The 21,689-nt window shown below is 69.3% G+C and carries 19 protein-coding genes and 1 tRNA gene; 14 read left to right on the top strand and 6 right to left on the bottom strand.

Going from position 1 to position 21,689, the window contains the following annotated elements:
- Positions 1-62: 62 nt before the first annotated feature.
- From H0B54_RS02335 to H0B54_RS02325, 3 genes are all read left to right on the top strand, one after another.
- Positions 63-1,631 (top strand): FAD-dependent oxidoreductase, encoded by a 1,569-nt coding sequence (locus tag H0B54_RS02335; protein WP_211109117.1) that lies wholly within the window; start codon positions 63-65, stop codon positions 1,629-1,631.
- A 127-nt stretch (positions 1,632-1,758) separates the two neighbouring features.
- Positions 1,759-2,745: a hypothetical protein gene (locus H0B54_RS02330; protein WP_188259068.1), complete on the top strand. Its 987-nt coding sequence runs from the start codon at positions 1,759-1,761 to the stop codon at positions 2,743-2,745.
- Positions 2,746-2,863: 118 nt separating this feature from the next.
- Positions 2,864-3,283, top strand: a complete 420-nt coding sequence (locus H0B54_RS02325; RefSeq protein ID WP_188259067.1) for a nuclear transport factor 2 family protein — start codon at positions 2,864-2,866, stop codon at positions 3,281-3,283.
- Between the two features lie 27 nt (positions 3,284-3,310).
- Here the strand turns inward: H0B54_RS02325 and H0B54_RS02320 are convergent, their stop codons facing one another.
- From H0B54_RS02320 to H0B54_RS02310, 3 genes are all read right to left on the bottom strand, one after another.
- Complete coding sequence (locus tag H0B54_RS02320) at positions 3,311-4,489, bottom strand: serine hydrolase domain-containing protein (RefSeq protein WP_188259066.1); 1,179 nt, start codon at positions 4,487-4,489, stop codon at positions 3,311-3,313.
- A gap of 141 nt (positions 4,490-4,630) precedes the next feature.
- Positions 4,631-6,322 (bottom strand): glycosyltransferase family 39 protein, encoded by a 1,692-nt coding sequence (locus tag H0B54_RS02315; protein ID WP_188259065.1) that lies wholly within the window; start codon positions 6,320-6,322, stop codon positions 4,631-4,633.
- Positions 6,319-7,446, bottom strand: a complete 1,128-nt coding sequence (locus H0B54_RS02310; RefSeq protein WP_188259064.1) for a glycosyltransferase family 2 protein — start codon at positions 7,444-7,446, stop codon at positions 6,319-6,321. Before H0B54_RS02310 ends, H0B54_RS02315 begins: the two co-directional genes overlap by 4 nt.
- Positions 7,447-7,848: 402 nt before the next feature.
- Here H0B54_RS02310 and H0B54_RS02305 point away from each other — a divergent pair, with 402 nt between their 5' ends.
- The 5 genes from H0B54_RS02305 to H0B54_RS02285 all read left to right on the top strand — a co-directional run bounded on the left by H0B54_RS02305 (position 7,849) and on the right by H0B54_RS02285 (position 13,348).
- Positions 7,849-9,858: a HAMP domain-containing methyl-accepting chemotaxis protein gene (locus H0B54_RS02305; protein WP_188259063.1), complete on the top strand. Its 2,010-nt coding sequence runs from the start codon at positions 7,849-7,851 to the stop codon at positions 9,856-9,858.
- 118 nt (positions 9,859-9,976) lie between these two features.
- Complete coding sequence (locus H0B54_RS02300; RefSeq protein ID WP_094301879.1) at positions 9,977-10,627, top strand: elongation factor P hydroxylase; 651 nt, start codon at positions 9,977-9,979, stop codon at positions 10,625-10,627.
- A gap of 51 nt (positions 10,628-10,678) precedes the next feature.
- Complete coding sequence (locus H0B54_RS02295) at positions 10,679-11,845, top strand: ABC transporter substrate-binding protein (protein ID WP_188259062.1); 1,167 nt, start codon at positions 10,679-10,681, stop codon at positions 11,843-11,845.
- Between the two features lie 22 nt (positions 11,846-11,867).
- Positions 11,868-12,782, top strand: a complete 915-nt coding sequence (locus H0B54_RS02290; protein ID WP_188259061.1) for a branched-chain amino acid ABC transporter permease — start codon at positions 11,868-11,870, stop codon at positions 12,780-12,782.
- Between the two features lie 20 nt (positions 12,783-12,802).
- Positions 12,803-13,348, top strand: coding sequence for a 6-pyruvoyl trahydropterin synthase family protein (locus H0B54_RS02285; protein ID WP_188259060.1), 546 nt, complete (start codon positions 12,803-12,805; stop codon positions 13,346-13,348).
- A gap of 12 nt (positions 13,349-13,360) precedes the next feature.
- Here H0B54_RS02285 and H0B54_RS02280 read toward each other — a convergent pair whose 3' ends face one another.
- Entirely contained in the window at positions 13,361-14,056 is a 696-nt protein-coding gene (locus tag H0B54_RS02280; protein ID WP_188259059.1) for a 7-carboxy-7-deazaguanine synthase QueE, read from the bottom strand.
- A complete protein-coding gene (gene queC, locus H0B54_RS02275) occupies positions 14,056-14,754 on the bottom strand; it encodes a 7-cyano-7-deazaguanine synthase QueC (protein ID WP_188259058.1) in 699 nt (232 codons plus the stop codon). Before queC ends, H0B54_RS02280 begins: the two co-directional genes overlap by 1 nt.
- A 232-nt stretch (positions 14,755-14,986) precedes the next feature.
- Between queC and H0B54_RS02270 the strand changes: the two genes are divergently transcribed.
- From H0B54_RS02270 to H0B54_RS02245, 6 genes are all read left to right on the top strand, one after another.
- Positions 14,987-16,396: a hypothetical protein gene (locus tag H0B54_RS02270; RefSeq protein WP_188259057.1), complete on the top strand. Its 1,410-nt coding sequence runs from the start codon at positions 14,987-14,989 to the stop codon at positions 16,394-16,396.
- A gap of 195 nt (positions 16,397-16,591) precedes the next feature.
- Positions 16,592-17,965 (top strand): nucleotidyl cyclase domain-containing protein, encoded by a 1,374-nt coding sequence (locus tag H0B54_RS02265; protein WP_188259056.1) that lies wholly within the window; start codon positions 16,592-16,594, stop codon positions 17,963-17,965.
- Positions 17,966-18,070: 105 nt separating this feature from the next.
- On the top strand, positions 18,071-19,117 hold the full coding sequence (locus H0B54_RS02260) for a branched-chain amino acid ABC transporter permease (RefSeq protein ID WP_281389924.1): 1,047 nt from the start codon (positions 18,071-18,073) through the stop codon (positions 19,115-19,117).
- Entirely contained in the window at positions 19,114-19,872 is a 759-nt protein-coding gene (locus tag H0B54_RS02255) for an ABC transporter ATP-binding protein (RefSeq protein ID WP_343068877.1), read from the top strand. The genes H0B54_RS02260 and H0B54_RS02255 overlap by 4 nt, the downstream gene beginning before the upstream one ends.
- Positions 19,872-20,573, top strand: a complete 702-nt coding sequence (locus H0B54_RS02250) for an ABC transporter ATP-binding protein (RefSeq protein ID WP_188259054.1) — start codon at positions 19,872-19,874, stop codon at positions 20,571-20,573. Before H0B54_RS02255 ends, H0B54_RS02250 begins: the two co-directional genes overlap by 1 nt.
- Positions 20,563-21,405, top strand: coding sequence for an alpha/beta hydrolase (locus H0B54_RS02245; protein WP_188259053.1), 843 nt, complete (start codon positions 20,563-20,565; stop codon positions 21,403-21,405). The genes H0B54_RS02250 and H0B54_RS02245 overlap by 11 nt, the downstream gene beginning before the upstream one ends.
- Positions 21,406-21,484: 79 nt before the next feature.
- Here H0B54_RS02245 and H0B54_RS02240 read toward each other — a convergent pair.
- Positions 21,485-21,574, bottom strand: a tRNA-Ser gene (locus H0B54_RS02240).
- Positions 21,575-21,689 lie beyond the last annotated feature (115 nt).

Below are 21,689 nucleotides of genomic sequence, written 5' to 3'. Positions count from 1 at the left end.
AACCGCATCACCGCACCCTGTGTTGCCGGAAGGACAGGACGCCAACAGAAGGATGACCGGTCATGCAAGGATCCCGGCAAAGTTCCGGTGCGACGACCTCCGTCTGGATGGACCGCGGCGGAGCGGCGATGCCCGCCGGGACGGTCGCCCCCACCGCCGCGGGGCTGGGCGCCCTGCAACCCGATGTGATCGTCGTCGGGGCCGGCATCGCCGGAGTCACCACGGCCTATCTGCTCCAGCGCTCCGGCAAGTCGGTGCTGCTGCTGGACGACGGGCCACCCGGCGGCGGCGAGACCGGGCGCACCACGGCGCATCTCTCCAACGTCATCGACGACCGCTTCACCGAGATCGAACGGCTGCACAGCGAATCCGGCGCCTGCATGGCCGCGGACAGCCACGGCGCCGCCATCGACACCATCGAGCGGATCGCCCGCGAGGAAAACATCGACTGCGGCTTCGCCCGGCTCGACGGCTATCTCATGCTGGCGCCGGGGCAGGACCCAGCCAGCCTGGACCGCGAGCGCGACGCCGCCCGCCGCGCCGGACTGGACGATGTGGAGCGGTTGGACGCCCCGCCCATTCCGCATCCCGGCCCCTGCCTGCGCTTCCCCCGGCAGGCGCGCATCCACGCGCTCGACTATCTGGCCGGGCTGACCCGCGCCTTCCTGGCGCGCGGCGGCGCGCTGGCCACCGGAGCGCATGTCTCCACGGTCCGGCAGGACGGGGAGCGCGTGCGCGTCGAGGCCGGGCCGGACCACGCGCTGGTCGAGGCCGATGCGGTGGTCGTCGCCACCAACTCCCCGATCAGCGACCGTTTCGCCATCCATTCCAAGCAGGCGCCCTACCGCACCTACGCCATCTCCCTGCGGGTGCCGAAGGGCAGCGTGCCCGACGCCCTCTATTGGGACACGCTCGACACCTATCACTATGTGCGGCTCCAGCCGGAGGCCGACCACGACCGGCTGATCGTCGGCGGCGAGGACCACAAGACCGGCGAGGCCCGCGACATGGCCGAACGCTGGGCCGCACTGGAGGCCTGGACGCGCGAGCATTTTCCCCAGGCCGGGGCGGTCGAGCACCGCTGGTCCGGGCAGGTGATGGAGCCCTTCGACGGGCTGGCCTTCATCGGCCCCGACCCGGCCTATGGCGGGCGGGTCTTCGTGGCGACCGGCGACAGCGGCATGGGCATGACCCACGGCACCATCGCCGGGCTGGTCCTGTGCGAGCTGATTCACGGCAGCGGCAGCCCCTGGGCCGCGCTCTATGATCCCGGCCGCAAGATGACGAGCAAGCTCGGCACCTACCTGCGGGAGAACCTGGACGTGGCCCGCCATTTCCTGCCCTACGTCCAGGGGCCGGAACTGGAGGGGGAAGAGCGCATTGAGCCCGGCCAGGGCGCGGTCCTGAAATCGGGCGTCTGGCCCGTCGCCGTCTTCCGGGACGAGTCGGGGACGCTGCACCGCCGCTCGGCCATCTGCCCTCATTTGAAATGCGTGGTGCGCTGGAATCCCGGCGAGCGGAGCTGGGACTGCCCCTGCCACGGCTCCCGCTTCGCCGTGGACGGGACGGTTCTGAACGGTCCGGCCACCCAGCCCCTTGCGCCCATCGAGGACTCCGCAAGCAAAAACTGATAAAATCCTTCGAGACTGAAGAGTTTCGACCGGGCGTTGCAGGAGCCCTGCGACGAATTAACCTGTGGTAAAGGACTCCGGTACGATCATACCCTTACGGCGAAACGATCACGCGCGGGAGGCGGCGATGTATTACTCGGAAATGTCCGGACCGACAGGAACCACCAGCACGGTCCTGCAACAGGCGAACAACGCCAAGAAGGCAACCGAGAGCAAGGCCGCGGACGGTGCCAAGGCCGCCGCCACGACCACCACCGCCGACGCCGCGACTCCCGCGAAAAGCGCCAGCCCGGCCTATACGATCAGCCAGTCGATGGAAAACCTGCTCGACAGCCTGTCGGGCAAGAAGCCCGCGGCGGGTGCCGACGGCGCGAACGCCGGTGCTGCGGGCGACGCGGCCGGCGGCGGCAAAACCGGCGCCCAGGCCATGGCCGACCGGGCCAAGGAAGCCGAGCGGATCATGAGCAACGCCCTGGAGCAGTCCAAGGGCCTCGCCGGCCTGTTCGAGAAGGCCATCGACAACATGGCCGGCGACCTCGGCAGCCTGCTCGGCGGGCTGGGCATGTCGGACGACGACGTGAAGGGTGCCGTCGGCGATTTCGGCAGCGCCATGAAGGACAAGCTGAAGTCCATGGACTTCAGCCAGATGGGCATGAGCATGGAGGAAGCCCGCTCGCAGTGGTCCATCGAGTCCCGTGGCATGGAGCTGACCATCCAGGACGGCGACAAGTCGGTCCGCATCTCCTTCGCCAAGTCCACCCTGGACTTCACCCGCGAGGACCGTGGGCTGGCGGCCACGCTGAACGCGGACGGCTCGGGCAGCGCCATGTTCTCCGCCGCAACGACCAAGGTGTCCGGCAAGGCCACCGGCATGATCGTCCGTGCCAACGGCTTCAGCGACGATGAGATCAAGGGCGTCCTGGAGAAGCTGAACGGCATGGCCGCGAAGGGCGGGATGAACGGCCTCGGCGCCCTGACCCCGACCAAGAGCGCCGATGGCGTGATGCACCTGAACCTCGACCTGTCGCAGCCCATCGCCGGCCTGACCGAGGGCAGCAGCGCCAAGGGCGGCGCCGCGGCGGAAGCGTCCCAGAAGGTGGACATCACGGCGTGAGGTGGCTCGGTTCGGTCCGCAAAAGGGGTGCGGTCTGTGATAACGGGGGCCCATGCTTGCCGTCGAGCCGGCTCCCTGTATAGAAGCGGCTTTCGATGTATCGGAGATTCGCTTCCCCATGACCGACCGCAACGCCGTGCTGGCCGCGAACCGGGCTTTCTACCAAGCCTTCACCGGGCGTGACTTCCCCGCCATGGACCGGCTGTGGGCCTCCCGCCTGCCCGTGTCCTGCATCCATCCCGGCTGGACCATCCTGTTCGGCCGGGAGGCGGTGGTGTCGAGCTGGCAGGACGTTCTGCGGTCCCCCCGCGGCCCGGCGGTGCAGGCGCGCAACGAACGCGTCAGCCTGTACGGCGACACCGCCGTTGTCCTCTGCGAGGAGATCGTCGGGGATGCCGTCCTGGCCGCGACCAACCTGTTCGCGCGCGAGGACGGCGAATGGCGGCTGGCCCACCATCAGGCCGGACCGGTCGCCGAGCCCGCCTCGCAGATCCTGACGCCTCCCGACCGTCTGCCGCCCGGCGGCCTGCTGCACTGACCGCGGCCCCTCTTCCTCCCCGCGCGTTCAGCGGCGCTCCGCCGCCCTCTCCAGCTGCCAGATCAGATCGCCCACCACCCGGTCGGCGGCGATGCGCTCGGGGTCGCTGTTGGTCAGCGCCACCGCGGCCCAGCGGTGGGCGCGTGAAAAGGCGATGTAGGCGTTGAAGCCGCCGGTGGAGCCGGAATGCCAGAGGATCGGCGTGCCATCGGCCGCCCAGGCGACGAACCAACCCAGCGCCATCGCCCCCTGCCCCAGCGCCCCCGGATCGCGCAACGCCCGCCCGTCCACCTGCACCGACTGAGCGAGCGCCAGCGTCGCGGCGGTCTCACTGTCGCAGGCGGCCTTTCCCAGGCCGGTGCAGTCGCCCATGTTGGCGCGCAGCCAGCGCAGCAGGTCGTCGGCGGTGGAATAGAGGCCAAAGGAAGGCTGCATGGCCGGCGCCTCCCAGTCGGGGACCACCTGCCCACGGGCGTGGCCCACCGCCTTGCGGGCGCGCTGCCCGGCGTTGGGCGCCAGGGTGGTGTCGGTCATCCCGAAGCGGTCGGTGACCACCCGCTTCAGCAGCGTCTCGTAGGGAATGCCCGACGCGGCGGACAGCGCCTCCCCCAGCACCGCCATGCCGACGTTGGAGTAGCGGAAGCGCGTGCCGGGCGGCACCGTCAGGCTGAAGCCGGACAGCCACGCCCCCACCTCCTCCCGCGTCAGCGGCTTGTAGGGGTTGCGCGGGTCCTCCAGCCGGCTCCAGGAGAAGCGCGGCGTCTCCGGCACGTTGGGCAGCCCCGCCGTGTGGGTGGCGAGGTCGAGCAGGCGGATCGGCGTGCCGTCGAAGTCGGGCGCGTGGACCGGCTTGGGCAGATGGCGGGCCAGTGGGTCGGTGGGAGCGACGCGCCCGGCGCGGATCAACTCCGCCAGGATGGTGCCGGTGAAGGGCTTGGTCAGCGAGGCGATCTGGAACAGGGTGCGCCCGTCCGGCGGGCCGCCGTCGGGCCGCCCGCTGTCGCCGCGCCCGACGACGAGGCTGCGCCCGTCGCGGATCACCCCGACCACGATGCTGCCCGCTCCCGCCTCCTCGAGACGGCGGTCGGCCAACGCCGTCACCGCCTCCCGAAGACGGTCCGGGGGCACCGCGTCCGCAGGGGCCGGCGCCGTCGCCCAGACGGTGAGCGCAAGAAACGACACGACACCGAGCACCGGCCCCCGCATTCCCAGCCTCCGTCATCGGCGCGCGGAATGGGCGCGCTGAGGGAAGAGTGGGAAGCGGGTCCGCCCGCCGGTACGCCCGCGGACGGACATCACGCCAACGGAGCAGGCCGCGCCGGGCGGATTAGACCGGTGAGGGAAGGTCTACTCGGTCGGGATTTCCGCCAGCGGAGCGCGGCGGTCCTTCACGATGGTCAGGGGGACGTCGTCGGCGGCGACCTCGATGATCGGCTGGCCGCCCAGCAGGCTGGGGCACTGCTTCACCTGGGTGAAGGCCATAAAGAAATCCGCCTTGCGCCAGTCCAGCCCGGTGCCGTTGACCAGCTTCAGCCAGGGCGGCAGCTCGAAGCGCACGGCCAGCGTGTTGCCGCAGACCGACAGGGTGTACTGGCGCGGCGGCGCCTTGCCGCCATTCTCGCGTTCCACCAGCGCGATCAGCTCGGCCAGCGCCTCGTGCTGGGAGTTGCCCCAGTAATCCAGCTCGAACCGGCCCTCGGCGCCCTTCAACCCGCCGGTGAACTGGTTGTAGTAGACATACTGGTTCGGGTGCATGGCGCCGAGCTGCCACGCGTACAGAACGGCCACCGCGATGGCCGCAGCCCCGTACGCCTGCCCCGTACGCCGGCCCAGCGCCTCGGCCCCGCACCACAGCCGGTCGAAGGCGATGCCGGCCAGCACCGCCATCGGCGGCGCCACGAACAGGAAATGGCGGATGCCGTTGTAGACGGACGGGCGCATCAGCATGAACAGGATCACCGGCAGGAAGGCCGCCAGCGCCAGCGGCACCCAGCGGACCGTCCCGAAGGCGCCGTCCACGCTCCGCCAGCCGCCGCGCACCGCCCACAGGACGGCCAGCGCCAGCGCGGCCAGGGTGCCCAGCAGCACCGCCTCCGGCAGCTTCACCCCCAGATAGACCGGCAGGTAGAGCGCCGGCGGGGCGGCGGAGCTGACCATCTGCCCCATGAACAGCGTCTGGATGTCGATGGGAAAGTGCGAGACGACCCGCAGCGCCTCCAGCGGGTTCAGCGGCTTCTGCACCGCCCAGGGCCAGAACAGCGCCATCACCGCATAGGCCAGCGGAATGGCCGGCAGCAGCGGCGGCACGGCCCGCCGCACGACGCCCAGCGCCGGCCGCAGCCCGCCCTGCCACGCCACCAGCACCACATAGAGCGCCAGCGCCACCGCGAGGTAGAAGCCGGCCAGGACCGCGCCAACCCGGATCGACAGGGTCAGGCCCAGCGCCAGCCCGAACTTCAGCACGGCGCTGCGGCGCGGGGCCGGCATCTGGCCGATGATGCGGGTGGCGAAATAGAGCGTCCACACCATGCCCGCGGCGAAGGGCACGTCCTTGGTGTTGTTGAACATGGCGCCGTAATAGACGCCGGACAGCGCCAGCAGGGCCGCCGCCAGGAACCCCGCCCGCGGCCCGGCCAGCAGCCGCGCGTAGCGCCAGCAGCCGGCGATGCCCAGCACCCCGACCAGCGCGCAGAGCAGGTGGCGCGTCTCGTACTCCTCGAACGGCGAGATCGGGACCAGCAGCGCGGTCACCAGGTCGAACAGCCCGCCATACAGGTACAGGTCCTTGAAATGGAAGGCCGACCGGTCGGTGAAGCCGGACAGGTAGAAGGACAGCAGCTTCTTGCCGTAGATGTGCTGCACCTCCTCGTCGGTGCTGATCCCGTAGTTCCGGAAGGTCAGCGCGGCGAGGATGATCAGGCACAGCAGAAGCGCGCGCGCCATGTCGTCCCACAGGGCGCCGGTACGGCGCTGGGAGAGCAGGCCCGCGGCGGGCGTCGTCCCCAGGGGATTCAAGCCGATCGGCGGCATCAGACTCATGAAAGGCGGTCCTCGCTTCCGGGCCGGCGGTAGGCGCCCGGATTGGCCCCCAGATTGGCTGTCAGAGCCGCGGATTCGTCCTCGAAGCCGTGCGCGGACCGGACGATGTAGAGGGGGCGCCCCTTCACCTCGTTGAACACGCGGCCGAGATAGTCGCCGAGGACCCCCAGCGTGACGAGCTGGATGCCGCCCATGAACAGCACCGCGGCCAGCAGCGATTCATAGCCGGGTACGTCGATACCGTAGATCAGGGTGCGCAGCAGGCGCAGCAGGATATAGACGAAGGCGAAGCCGGAGATCGCCACGCCCACCAGGCTCCACACCCGCAGCGGGAAGGTGGAGAAGGCGGTCAGCCCGTCGAAGGACAGGCTGAGCAGCTTCAGGAAGCCCCACTTGGTCTCGCCGCCGGCGCGTTCCCCCTGCTGGTAGGGGATGCTGGCCTGACGGAAGCCGACCCAGGCGAAGATGCCCTTCATGAAGCGCGTGCGTTCCGGCATGCGGTTGATGACGTCGACCACCCGCCGGTCCATCAGCCGGAAGTCGCCGACCTCGCGCGGCAGCTTGACCTCCGACAGGTTGTCGAAGATCCAGTAGAAGGCGCGGGCGAACATCCGGTGCTTCAGGCTCTGCCCCACCCGCGCGTGGCGCACGGCGACGACGACGTCATAACCCTCGCGCCATTTGGCGAGAAACTGCGGCAGCAGCTCCGGCGGGTGCTGGAGGTCGGCGTCCATCGGCACCACGGCGTCGCCGGTGGTGTGGCGCAGCCCGGCCGACAGCGCCAGCTCCTTGCCGAAGTTGCGCGACAGGTCGACCACCTTGACCCGCGGGTCGGCGTCATGGACGTCCAGCAGGCGGTCGAGCGTGTCGTCGCGGCTGCCGTCGTTGACGCAGACCACCTCCCATTCCGCGTCCAGCCGGTCGAGAACGGGCACCAGCCGCTCGAACAGCGCCGCGATGTTGGGGCCTTCGTTGTAGAAGGGGATCACCACCGACAGGCGCCCCCGCTTCGTGCGGGCGGAGCGCGACGGCTTCGGAGCGGAAGCGGCGTCGCCTGGGCTGGGCGCGGTGTTGCGGGGAGGGTTGGCGGAAGCCGCCAGAGTGGGCGCGTCGGTCAGGGACATGGCCGGCCGTTGGGTAAGATCATCACGAGCCGGGTCGGAGGGGTCCAGGCAGGCGTCCCCGGCGGGGCGCTTCGCCCTTTGGCATATAGCACGATACATGTGGATGAGCAAAACGCCTCTATTGTGACCATCCACGGCCTAAGCCGTGACCAGCACGCCGCTGGAACCGGTGCCGGAACGGCCCGTCGCTATGGGCTAACGCCGCGGGCAGGACAAATATTCCAAGCCCGAGCGAAACCGCCAGAACCCGGAAGGATAAGGACGTCCCCAAGGGTGCGCGCACGGCTCTGACCGCCCGTCTTCGGGGATTGGAAATCAGTTGGCACACTTAATGAATTGGTAAGCGGACACTGCCATGTTTTGTACCTAAACCAATCAGCCTCATCCGGAGTTTCCCCGACCATGAGCCTGTTCAACCATCTGCGGGTCGGCACCAAGATCACGGCGGCGAACGCCGGGGTTCTCCTCTTCCTGGTCGCCATCGGCGGCGTCGGGGTGTACGCCCTGACGGACGCGAAGGACGGCTTCGCGACCTATCAGACGCTGGCCCGCCAGACCACGGAGGTCGGGCGCATCCAGGCGACGATGCTGGAGGTCCAGCTCCAGGCCAAGACCTTCCTGCTGACCGGCAGCGAGGAGGCCGCCCAAACGGTGGATTCGCTGGCCGCGGACCTCGACGGGCGGATCGACGACGCCAAGACGCTGTTCAGCGAGCCGACGCTGAGCCGCACGGTGACCCAGATGGACAATGAGCTGGGGCAGTACCGCGAGGCTTTCGCCCGCATCATGGAGTTCCAGGCGACCCGCAACGAGGCGGCGGCGGAGCTTCTGGACCTCGGGGTCAAGATGGAGAAGGCGCTGAGCGGCGTCATGGACAGCGCCTACGCGGACGGCGACACCGAGGCCGCCTATCAGGCGGGCATGGCGGCCCGCCATTTCCTGGCCGCCCGCAACAACGTCAACCGCTTCCTGACCGACGGCTCGGCGGAAAGCGCCGACATCTTCCGCAAGGAGCTTCAGAACGCCCGCGAGCGCGGCAACGCGATGCTCGCCAAGCTGACCGAGCTGGAGCGCCGCCGGGGCGCCTCGTCCTTCCTGGCCTACCAGCGCGTCTTCGCCACCCAGTTCGAGAAGGCGGTCGTCGCCACCACCAAGCGGGACGAGCTGGTCTCGCAGGTGCTGGAGACGCTCGGCCCGACCGTCAACGCGCGGGTCGAGCAGCTGCGCGACGCCAGCGCCCGCCAGCAGGCGGCGCTCGGCACCACCGCCACGGAAAACATCGACCGCGCCCGGACGATGACCACCGCCGCCGCCGCGGTCGCCGTCCTGCTCGGATTGATCACCGCCCTGCTGATCGGGCGCGGCCTGTCGCGGCCCATCGTGTCGATGACCGACACCATGACCCGTCTGGCCGGCGGCGACCGCCGGGTGGACGTGCCCGGCCTGGACCGTGGCGACGAGATCGGCGGCATGGCCAAGGCCGTCGAGGTCTTCAAGCACAGCCTGATCGAGGCCGACCGCATGGCCGCCGAGCAGGCCGCCGAGCATCAGACCCGCCGCGAGCGGTCGGAGCGCATCGACGCCCTGACCCGCGAATTCGACCGCATGGTGATGGAGGTGCTGGGCCGCGTCTCCTCCGCCGCCACCCAGCTCAACAGCACGGCCCAGGGCATGTCGGCCACCGCGGAGCAGACCACCCGGCAGGCCAGCGCCGTCGCCGCCGCCTCCACCCAGGCGACCGCCAACGTGGAGACCGTCGCCGCCGCCGCCGAGGAGCTGTCCAGCTCGATCCAGGAGATCAGCCGGCAGGTCGCCCAGAGCAACAGCATCGCCGGGCAGGCGGTCAGCACCGCCGAGCGGACCGACGCCACCGTGCGCGGCCTGGTCGACGCCGCCCAGCGCATCGGCGAGGTGGTGCAGCTCATCAACGACATCGCCAGCCAGACCAACCTGCTGGCGCTGAACGCCACCATCGAGGCGGCCCGCGCCGGCGAGGCCGGCAAGGGATTCGCCGTCGTGGCGTCGGAGGTGAAGAGCCTCGCCAACCAGACCGCCAAGGCGACGGAGGACATCTCCGGCCAGATCGCCGGCATCCAGCAGGTCAGCCGCGAGGCCGCCGGGGCCATCGCCGAGATCGGCCGCGTGATCGGCGAGATCAGCCACATCTCCACCACCATCGCCGCCGCGGTCGAGGAGCAGGGTGCGGCCACCCAGGAGATCAGCCGCAACGTCCAGCAGGCCGCCCGCGGCACGCAGGAGGTGTCGGGCAACATCGCCGGGGTGACCCAGGCGGCGGAAGCCACCGGCGACGCCTCCCGCCAGGTGCTCGACGCCGCCGACGGGCTCAGCGGCGAAGCCGAGGGGCTGCGCGGCTTCGTCTCCCGCTTCCTGACCGACATGCGGGCCGCCTGACGGTTTTTTTCCTCCCCCCTCTCCCATCCGATTGCGATGGAAGAGGGGTTTTTCTTGCGCCGCGCCGGCCCTGTTGGGCAAATAGGGGCATTGCGCACCCCGGACTGCTCTCCCCATCATGATCCTGACCCCGATCCCGGCCGAGACGATGCCGGAGGCCCTGGCGACCTTCGAGCGCCTGCTGGCCGGCAAGCCCCTGCCCCTGGCCGCCTTCCGGCGCATCGCCGCGACATGGCCGGTGCCCGGCGGCGTCGACACGCCGGAGCAGCGCGCCGAAGCGGTGCGGCTGGCCCACGCTCACGGCATCGGCACGCTGGACGAGCCGCCGAACGCCTCCTTCATGTGGGACGGCGAGGTCATCCGCACCGACGTGGAATCGACGGTCATCGTGCATGAGGTCGCCCACTGGCTGGTCGCAGCGCCCGAGCGCCGCGCGCTCTACGACTTCGGCCTGGGGCCGGGGCCAGAGACGACGCTGCGCAAGGAAGCGCGCAGCCAGCAGAAGCTGACCTTCGAGGAATGCATGCACGAGGAGCAGCAGACCTCCCTGCTGGGCGTGCTGTGGGAGGCCGAGCTGGGCCAGCCGGCGATCCTCGCCTTCCTGGAGCAGAACTGGATGGAACGCTGGGAGCGGGAAAGCACCGCCGCCTTCTTCATCCGCCATGTCGAGGAACTCTTCACCCGCGGCCTGATCGACGCCGAGGGCCGCCCGTCCACGGCGCGCGCCTGGGCGGACAAGCGGGCGGACGAACGGATGCGGGCTGCCTGAACTTTGCACTGCCCATAAATCAATCATAATACCCCTGGAGGCTGGACCGTCATGACCCGCAACCTGCTTACGCTGGCCTCCGCGCTGGCCCTGCTCGCCACCCCGGCGGCGGCGGACACGCTGAAGATCGGCATGGTCACCACCCTGTCCGGCCCCGGTGCGGGTCTGGGCATCGACATCCGCGACGGCTTCGCGCTGGCGGTGGAGCATGCGGGCGGCAAGCTGGGCGGGCAGGACACCCAGGTCATCGAGGCGGACGACCAGCAGAAGCCCGACGTCGCCGTCGGCCTCGCCAACCGCATGGTCGAGCGCGACCGCGTGCAGGTGGTGACCGGCGTGGTCTGGTCGAACCTCGCGCTGGCGATGCTTCCGACTCTGGCCGGCGGGCAGACCTTCTTCATCAGCCCGAACGCCGGCCCGTCGCAGCTGGCGGGCGCGCAGTGCAACCCGTACTTCTTCAACGCCGCCTACCAGAACGACCAGATCCACGAGGCCGTGGGCAAGCATGTCCAGGACGAGGGCTTCAAGAAGGTCTATCTGATGGCCCCCAACTACCCGGCGGGCAAGGACGGTCTGGCCGGCTTCAAGCGCTACTACAAGGGTGCGGTCGTGGGCGAGGTCTACACCCAGGTCGGGCAGCTCGACTACGCGGCGGAGCTGGCGCAGCTCAAGGCCGCGGCGCCGGACGCCGTCTACGTCTTCTACCCCGGCGGCATGGGCATCAACTTCATCAAGCAGTATGAGCAGGCCGGGCTGAAGGGCGCCGTTCCGCTGTTCGGTCCCGGCTTCTCCTTCGACCAGGACATCCTGGCGGCGGTCGGCGAGTCCGCGCTCGGCGTCAAGAACTCCGCGCAGTGGAGCCCCGACCTCGACAACGCCGCCAACAAAAAGTTCGTCGCCGACTTCAAGGCCAAGTACGGGCGCATCCCGTCCATGTACGCCGCCCAGGGCTACGACACGGCGCTGCTGATCGACACGGCGGTGAAGGCGGTCGGCGGCAACCTGAAGGACAAGGACAAGCTGCGCGCCGCCCTGGCCTCAGCCAAGCTGCAGAGCCTGCGCGGCGAGGTGGCCTTCAACACCAACCACTACCCGATCCACAACATCTACCTGCGCGAGGTGGTGACGGGTGCGGACGGTGCGGTGACCAACAAGACCGTCGCCACGGTCTTCACCAACCACGCCGACGCCTACGTCAAAGACTGCGCGATGAAGTGAGGCGCAGGCAGGACGCCGGAGAATGGACGCGCTCCTCCTCGTCGAACAGGGTCTGAACGGGCTTCAGCTCGGCGTGATGCTGTTCCTGATGGCCGCCGGGCTGACGCTCGTCTTCGGCATCATGGACCTCATCAACCTCGCCCACGGCACCTTCTACATGGTCGGCGCCTACCTGACGGCGGCGCTGGTGCCGGTGCTGGACAGTTTCCCGCTGGCGCTGGCGGCGGCGGTGCTGCTGACGGCGCTCTTGGGGCTGGTGGTGGAGGCGGTGGCGCTGCGCACGCTCTACCGCCGCGACCATCTCGATCAGGTGCTGGCGACCTTCGGGCTGATCCTGTTCTTCAACGAGCTGGTGAAGATCGTCTTCGGCCCGGTGCCCATTTTCCTGAACCCGCCGGCGGCGCTGGCCGGGACGGTGGACCTGTTCGGGCTGAAATACCCGGCCTTCCGGCTGGCGATCCTCGCCGTCGGCATCGCCGTGGCGGTGTTCCTGTGGCTGCTGATCGCCCGCACGCGGGTCGGCATGCTGATCCGCGCCGGGGCCACCAACCGCGAGATGGTGATGGCGCTGGGGGTGGATGTCCGGCGGCTGTTCGGGTTGGTCTTCGCGCTGGGCTGCGGGCTGGCCGGGCTGGCCGGCGCCATGGCCGGGCCGGTCCTGGCCGTGCAGGTCGGGATGGGCGAACAGATCCTGATCCTGACCTTCGTGGTCATCGTGATCGGCGGCATCGGCTCGATCCGCGGGGCGCTGGCCGGCGCCCTGCTGGTCGGCATGGTGGACACGCTGGGCCGCGCCCTGTTGCCAGCCGCCTTCCGTCTGGTGATGGACGCCGCCAACGCCAGCGCCGCCGGGGCCGCGCTTGCCTCCATGGCGATCTACGTGTTGATGGCGGTGGTTCTGGCGATCAGGCCCAAGGGCCTGTTCCCAGCGCATTGAGGAACGGCTAGGTTCACTTTATGACCACGAACGAGTTCACGCTGCTGTTCCGGCGGCGCTTCAGCATGGCCCATCGCCTGATCGCCGGCGACTCCGTCAAATGCGCCGTGCCGCACGGCCACAACGAGACCGTTTCGGTGAAGCTGGAGGCCGTGGACCCCGCACCGCTCGACGGGGCGGCGAACATGGTGGAGTCCTTCGCGCGGGCCAAGGCGACCTGGCACCGCTGGATCGACGGGCATGTCGACCACGCGCTCCAGCTGTCCCACCGCGACCCGCTGATCGGCTATTTCCGGGAGCACGAGCCGGAAAAGCTGCCCATGCTGCTGATCACCCCCGGCGACCCGACGACGGAGGCGCTGGCCGCCTGCATGATGGCCAAGGCCAACGCGCTGTTCGCCGCGGAGACCTCACCCTTGCGCTGCGTCGAGGTGGAGATCGAGGAGACGCCGACCAACACGGTGATCTTCCGCGGCGCGCCGGAGCATCACCTGGACGCCGGCCACCTCGGCCTGTCGGGCGCGCCGTGGTGGCTGCGCGGGGACATGAGCATCAACGACCTGTAACGGGCACCGTCTTCAGGCGATCCCCAGCAGCTTGTGAAGCTGGACGCTCATCCGGTAGCCGTGGGCCAGCGCCACAGCGGTGCAGGCCTGCCGGTTGGCGAAGTTCCGCTCCTCGTCGCCGTCGTCGCGCGGCATCACCGTGACGGCGGCGCCGGGCGGCGGGCGGAACAGCCGGGCGGCCTGCCCCGGCAACTGGGTGGACAGGGTGGGCAGCCCGTCGCCGGGATCGCTCTCCCCCGCCGCCAGCACGTATTTGTAGACCGACACCCGCGGCACGAGGTCCGGGTGCAGGCCGGGCGTCTTCGGGCTGCACACGATGGTCAGCCGCGGGTCGTCCGGCATGCCGTCCAGCCACAGCGTGCCGTTCGTCTCGATCTGCACGCGCAGGCCCCGCTCCAGCAGGGCGCGGATCAGCGGGACGACGTTCTGGCGCAGCGGCTCCCCGCCGGTCAGTACGATCAGGTCGCAGACCGCAGGGCGCAGTTCCCCGATGCGGGCCAGCAGCTCGTCCAGGGACGGGCGCCAGGGCGAGCTTTCGAAGTCGGTGTCGCACCAGTGGCAGCGCAGGTTGCAGCCGCCGGTCCGCACGAAGACGCTGGGCTCCCCGACGAAGGGGCCTTCGCCCTGAAGGGTGTAGAAGACCTCCTGTATCCACAGGCTTTGGCCGTCGCCCCCCTCCTGCGGGCGGACCGGGTTGGCGCCGCGCATCAGGCCCGGCCCCCGTAGGCCACTGGATCGGCCAGCCCGGCCTCGGCGAAGCCCTTCAGCCGCAGCAGGCAGCTGTCGCAGGAGCCGCAGGCCGTGCCGTCCGGCGCCGGGTCGTAGCAGGAGTGGGTCAGGCCGTAATCCACCCCCAGCTCCAGCCCGCGGCGGATGATGCCCGCCTTGTCGAGCGTCATCAGCGGGGCGTGGATCTTGAACCGGCTGGTGCCCTCCACCCCCGCCTTGGTGGCGAGATTCGCCATGGTCTCGAAGGCGGCGATGTATTCGGGCCGGCAGTCCGGATAGCCGGAATAGTCCAGCGCGTTCACGCCGATGAAGATGTCCGACGCCTCCAGCGTCTCCGCCCAGGCCAGCGCGAAGGACAGGAACACCGTGTTGCGCGCCGGGACGTAGGTCACCGGGATGCCCGTCCCCAGATCCGCCGCGCTGGCGTGCTTGGGCACGTCGATGGCGTCGGTCAGGGCGGAGCCGCCGAAGGCCCGCAGGTCGATGTCGGCGATGACGTGGCGGTCCACCGCCATGGCCGAGGCGACGCGCTTGGCCGCCTCCAGCTCCACCGCGTGGCGCTGCCCGTAGCGGAAGCTGAGCGCGTTCAGCCGGTACCCCTGCTCCCGGGCGATGGCCAGCACCGTCGTGGAATCCAGACCGCCGCTGACCAGCACCACCGCATTCTTCCCGTTCATGTCCTTGCCCTTTCCCATGACCGCAGGCCGGCCCGGCATAATCCGGTCCATACCATGGGTCAACGCCCAAGACGGACAGTGGGCAACGATCGCATGGCCGGACCGAAAAAACCCCGGGCTGTTAACGCTTCTGAAATTACCCGTAAAGCATGGTTGTTTGCGCAACGAACTCTCAGAAAGCAGGCTCAGGACCGGCATCGCGACGTCCGCCGGTTGCATGGGAGACATCGCCGTGAACGCAGTCCAACCGCCGCCCAGCGCCCAGGACGAACACGCGGAATCGCCCTGCACTCGTCCCACCTGTGACTGCACCGGCGCCGCCAAGGCGGCGGATTGCCAAGCCTCCTGCCATCTGAACGACGCGGCCTTCCGGGACCGCGCCAGGAAAATCCTGTTCAGCGGACGGGTCATCACCGCCGGGGCGGTGCATCTGATCGGCCTGGAGGACATCCGGGACCAGCTCGGCGACCGCTGGGAACGGGTGAAGGAGCGGGTCCACGTCTACATGGACCGCCTTCTCGAAAAGATGCTGTCGTCCCACGACGTGTGGTTCCGGCACGGCGATTCCCAGTTCATCATCGTGTTCGCCCATGCGGACCTCCAGGCGGCCCAGTTGATCTGCGGAAAGGTCGTCGAATCCCTGCACCAGGCCTTGCTGGGGCACAGCGACACCAGCCAGATCATCGTCAAGACCGCGCTGGTGGAAGTCGACGGCAGCGTCGCGGTCGGCAGCGCACGGTTGGACGACCTGCTGCTCCACGCGGCCAACCCCTCGGATCGACCGTCCGCCAAGCCACAGCCCGAGGAGCGGCCCAAGGAACGGCCCGAGGAGCGGCCCGAAGAGCGACAACGGCCATCGCTGATGGATGTCGCGCTCGGCAACGGCGAGCCGCCGCCGCGGCCCAAGGTGCTCTTCCGCCCGGTCTATGACGTGCGGAACAAGGTGATCTCCACCTACACCTGCCGGCCGGATCTCCACACCTGCCGGCACATCAACCAGATCACCGCGGATGATGTCCTGCAGGAGGAGGCCATCTTCGATTATGACATGGAGACCCTGTGCCATGCCGTCCGCACCTACAATGAGCTGTACAAGAACAAATTCCGTTACGCCCAGACCATCCCCGTCCATTTCGAGACCCTCGCCTCGGTGCGGCGGCGGCGGGAGTATCTCCAGTCCTGCCGGATGATCCCCAATTGCCTGGTTCCGTTCCTGGCCTTCGAGTTGGAAGGGTTGCCGCAGGGCATTCCCAACGGCCGGCTGGCCGAGATGGTCACCCTGCTGCGCCCCTTCGGACGCGCCACAATCGTCATCCTAAGAGAAGAGAACGCCGACATCGCGACCTACGCCAACGCCGGCATCAAGGGCGTGGGGCTGTCCATGGATTTCCGGGACGGCGATCAGCGCTGCATCGACAAGATCAACGCCTTCTGCCACGTTCCGCGCAAGCACGGCCTGTTCGCCTATCTGGACGGCATCCGCAATGTCGAGCAGTTCCAAGCCGCGATCGAGGCCGGAGCGGCCTATGTCGGCGGGGCCGTGGTCGGCAAGGATTCCGACGTTCCCGAACACATGCGGCGCTGCACCGAGAAACAGATGCTGCTGAGGGCCAGAGTAAAGGCACGGCGCGAGTCGGCGTAGGCACTTTCGGGAAAGTGACGCTTCTTTTCGCATAGACCGTCTGCAAGGGCGGGCGCGACGCCTCCGTTAACGTATCAGCAAGGGCGCAAGGATCATTCTGTTTGTGCAGTCGATCCGCTCATGTTCGCACCCATTCCAGGCGGCTGCCCTGCCTTTGGGTTCGCGCTCCCCAGAACCGGAAAGGGAAGCTCGGCCATGCTCACACACCATCCCTCCGGTCCGGACGGCGCTCTGCCGGAACAGGACGACGGCTCCGCCCCATCCTTGAGCCCCTCCCCCAGCCAGTCGATCGACGAATCGTTCAAGGAGCGCGCCCGGCAGATCCTGTCGCACAGCCAGACCGTCACCGCGGGGTCCGTTCACCTGATCGGCCTCGACGAGATCCGCAAGGAGCTGGGCGACCGCTGGGCAAGCGTGAACGAGCGGGTGCACGTCTACACCGAGCGCATGTTCAAGAAGGTGCTGTCGCCGCGCGACGTCTGGTTCCGCTACGGCGAGGACCACTACATCATCGTCTTCGCCCAGGCCGACCGCAGGTCGGCGCAGCTGACCTGCAGCAAGGTGATGGAAAGCCTGCACCAGGCGCTGCTGGGCCACGCCGACACCCGGCGCATCACCGTCAAGACCGCGGTGGTCGATGTCGGCGGCGGAGTCGCCCTGGACACGGCGCGGTTGGCCGACCTGCTCAAGGACGCCGCCCATGGGCCGAAGGGCGCCGCCGCGGCCTCTCCCCCGGCGGCGGACGGTGCCGTTCCGGTGGCGGAGGCGCGGCGCCCGCATTGGACCGAGATGCCGGCGGACACCATCACGCCGCAACATCGGCCCAAGGTGCTGTTCCGTCCGGTCTTCGACGTGAAGCACAAGGTGGTGTCGACCCACTGCTGCCGCACCGACGCGGACACGGCCCGCTATCTGAACCTGATGGACTCCTTCGACCCGGAGCGCGAGGAGGCCGTCTTCGACCTCGACATGGAGACGCTGAGCCTCGCGGTCAGCACCTACAACGAGCTGTACGCCAACAAATTTCGCTACGCCCAGACCATCCCCGTTCATTTCGGCACGCTCGCCTCCAGCCGGCGGCGGCGGGAATACATCCAGGCCTGCCGGATGATCCCGCGCGTGCTGATGCCCTTCCTGGCCTTCGAGCTGGACGGGCTGCCGGCCGGCGTTCCCTATGGGCGGCTGGCGGAGATCGTGGCGATGCTGCGCCCCTTCGCCCGCGCCGCCATGGTCATCCTGAACGACGACGCAGGCGACCTCTCGGTCTACGCCACTGCCGGCGTCAAGGGGGTCGGCCTGCGGCTGGACGGGCGGGAGGACGAGCCGCGCATCCTCGAACGGGTGCAGGCCTTCTGCCCCGGACCGCGCAAGTTCGGCATGTTCGCCTATGTCGACGGCGTGCGCAATCCGGCGGAGCTGGAAGCGGCGGAGGCCGCGGGCGCCGCCTATCTGAGCGGCCCTATCGTCGGCGAGGATTCGGAGGTGCCGGAGCACATGAAGCGCTGCACCGAGCGCCAGCTCCTCCAGCGGTCGCGGCGGCGCCACCACCACGACACGCCCTGGGGCTAAGCGGGCGGGGCCAAGCGGGCCGGCGCGACCTTTTGTGTTCAAGCCCGCACAACTGTGCGAAAAGACGGGCCTACCGATTGGCCTGCCGATTGGCCTGGCGATTGGTTGACCACCCCTCTTTTCCGGCCCTCCATGCCCCCGACCGCGCCCCGAACCGCCCTGCTCACCCGCCCCCGCATCGCCCTGCTGGTCCTGCTGGCCGTCGCGCTGGCGCTGCCCACCGTCGCCGACTGGATGGGGGAACCCTTCTACGTGCGGCTGGCGACGCGCATCCTGGTCTTCGCCCTGGCGGCGGTGAGCCTGGATCTGATCCTGGGCTTCGGGGGAATGGTCAGCTTCGGCCACGCGGCCTTCGTCGGGATCGGCGGCTATGCCGTCGGCATCCTGTTCGCCCACCAGTCGGACGGATCGACGCTGTTCGGTTTTCCCGGCACGGTGAACGGGCTGATCGTCTGGCCGCTGGCCATGCTGGCCGGAGCATTGGCGGCGCTGCCGGTGGGGGCGATCTCGCTGCGCACCACCGGCGTGCCCTTCATCATGATCACGTTGGCCTTCGCCCAGATGCTGTTCTACCTGATGACCGGGCTGAAGGCCTATGGCGGGGACGACGGCATCGCGCTGTGGAGCCGCTCCACCCTGCCCGCTCCTCTCAACATCAACGACCACACGACCTTCTATTACGTGGTGCTGGGGCTTCTGGTGGCGGCGCTGGCGCTGGGCTGGCGGCTGGTCAACTCCCGCTTCGGGCGGGTGATCCGCGGCGCCAAGGACAACGAGCGGCGGATGGCCGCGCTCGGCTACCCGGTCACCCGCTACAAGCTCGTCGCCTTCGTCATCGCCGGGGCGCTGGCCGGGCTCGCCGGGGCGCTGCTCGCCAACGCCACCATGTTCGTCGGGCCGCAATATCTGCATTGGAGCCGCTCCGGCGACCTGATCGTGATGGTCGTGCTGGGCGGCATCGGCACGCTGATCGGCCCGGTGCTGGGCGCCGCCGCGCTCCTGCTGCTGGAGGAGTTCGTGCCGGAGCTGATGGACCTCGCCCACGCCGGGCTGGGCGAGCATTGGAAGATCGTGCTGGGGCCGGTGCTGATCCTTCTGGTGCTGTATGCCCGCAAAGGATTGTGGGGCGTCGTCGCGGGGAGGCGCCCGTGAGCACCCCCCTGCTGAGCACCGACTCGCTGGTCAAGCGCTTCGGCGGTCTGGCCGCCACCGACGGCCTCTCGCTGTCCGTCGCGGAGGGGGAGCTGCACGCCCTGATCGGCCCGAACGGGGCCGGCAAGACCACCCTGATCGGCCAGCTGTCGGGGGAGCTGACCCCCGATTCCGGGACCATCCTGTTCGACGGGCGCGACGTGACCCGCCTGCCCGTGCACAAGCGGGCGCAGCGCGGGCTGGCGCGCAGCTTCCAGATCACCTCGATCTTTCCCAGCTTCACCGCGCTCGACAACGTGGCGCTGGCGGTGCAAGCCCACGCCGGGCACAGCTTCCGCTTCTGGCGCGACGCCGGGCGCGACCGGCGGCTGGCCGACCCCGCCCGCGCCGTGCTGGAGCGGGTGGGGCTGGGCGCGCGCGCCGACACCCGCGCCGACGCGCTGGCCCATGGCGAGAAGCGGCAGCTCGAACTGGCGATGGCTCTGGCGACCAGGCCGCGGCTGCTGCTGCTCGACGAGCCGATGGCCGGCATGGGGCCGGAGGACTCCGCCCGCATGGTCGAGCTTCTGCAGGAGCTGAAAGGCGGCGTGACGATCCTGCTGGTGGAGCACGACATGGACGCCGTCTTCGCGCTGGCCGACCGCATCACCGTTCTGGTGCGCGGCAAGGATCTCGCCAGCGGCACCCCGGCCGAGATCCGCAACGACCCGGCGGTGCGCGAGGCCTATCTGGGCGACGAGCTGGAGGTCGCCTGATGCTGCGCGTCGCCAACCTGACCGCCGCCTACGGTTCCAGCCAGGCGCTGTTCGGCATGGAGCTGTCCGTCGACGCCGGCGAGGCGGTGACCCTGATGGGCCGCAACGGCATGGGCAAGACCACGACCATCAAGGCCATCATGGGCCTCGTGGCGCCGACCGGCGGCTCGATCACGTTCGAGGGGGAGGAGATCGCCGGCCGGCCGCCGCACCGCATCGCGCGGGCCGGCATCGCCCTGGTGCCGGAGGGGCGGCAGGTCTTCCCCACCCTGACCGTGCGCGAGAACCTCATCGCCACCGCCGCCAACCGTTTCGGGCGGTCCGACCCCTGGACGGTGGAGCGGGTGCACGCCCTGTTCCCCCGGCTGGCCGAGCGCGCCGGCAACCTCGCCCGCAACCTGTCGGGAGGGGAGCAGCAGATGCTCGCCGTCGGACGCGCCCTGATGACCAATCCCAAGCTGCTGATCCTCGATGAGGCGACGGAGGGGCTGGCCCCGCTGGTCCGCCAGGAGATCTGGGACTGCCTCGCCCGCCTGAAGGAGGAGGGGCAGGCGATCCTGGTGGTGGACAAGAACGTCCACGCCCTCGCCGCCCTGGCCGACCGCCATCACGTCATCGAGAAGGGGCGGCTGGTGTGGTCGGGCAGTTCCGCCGCCCTGCTGGCCGATCCCACCCTGAAGGAGCGTTATCTTGGCGTCTGAAGCCCTGTTTGGCGGCATGACCGCCGCCGAGATCGACCGCCAGTACAATTTCCGCAAGCGCGTGCCGGAGCACCCGGCCTATTTCGCCCGCTGGCAAGCGGAGAGCGAGGCGGTGCGCGCGCGGCTCGGAGGCCGCTACGACGTCCCCACCGGCCCGCACCCGCGCCAGCGCGCCGACGTCTTTCCCGCCGGAGAGGGCGCGCCGGTGCTGGTCTTCATCCATGGCGGCTACTGGCGGGCCCTGTCGAAGGACCTGCATTCCTTCATCGCCGCCCCCTATGCGGAGCGCGGGGTGGCGGTCGTCCTGCTCGGCTACGGCCTGTGCCCGGACGTGACGATGGACGAGCTGTGCGGCCACGCCCAGGCCGGGCTGGACTGGGTGTTCGCCAACGCGGCCAGCTTCGGCGGCGATCCGCGGCGGGTGGTGCTGTCCGGCCATTCGGCGGGCGGCCACCTGACGGCCAAGCTGGTCTCCGGGAACCGCGACCGCGTGGCCGGCGGCATCCCGATCAGCGGCCTTTACGACCTGGAGCCGATGCTCGGCTTCGAGGTGAACGAGCAGCTGCGGCTCGATCCCGACTCGGCGCGGCGGCTGAGCCCGATCCACGCCGTTCCCGCCCCCGCCCCGCTGCTGATGCCGGCGCTGGGCGGCCTTGAGACCGACGCGATGCACCGCCAGCAGGCCGACTACGCCCTGGCCTGGGCCGCGCAGGGCAACGCGGTGCGGGAGATCGTGGAGCCGGGCGCCGACCATTTCAGCGTGGTGGACCGCTTCGCCGAACCGGGCAGCCTGCTGTTCGAGGCGGCGCTGGCGATGCTCAAGGACAGCTGAGGGAAGCCCGAGGCCGGAAACGAAAAAAGCCTTCCCGGTCGGGAAGGCTTCTCCGTTTGAGCGTTCGCTCGAATGAGAGTGGCGGATGGGGGGAGATTCGAACTCCCGATACCCTTGCGGGTATGCCGCATTTCGAGTGCGGTGCATTCAACCGCTCTGCCACCCATCCGCTGCCCCGTTTCCGGGGTGGCGCGGAACCTACCCAAAAGCCTGGGGGGATGCAAGCCCTTGTTTGCAAGAAAATGAACGGGAAAATGCCACCATGCCTGTTGACTCCCGGTGGC

This window comes from Azospirillum tabaci, from assembly GCF_014596085.1.
Lineage (GTDB): Bacteria > Pseudomonadota > Alphaproteobacteria > Azospirillales > Azospirillaceae > Azospirillum > Azospirillum tabaci.
Note: the sequence above shows the minus strand (reverse complement) of the source record. Positions and strands in the feature narration are given on the sequence as shown.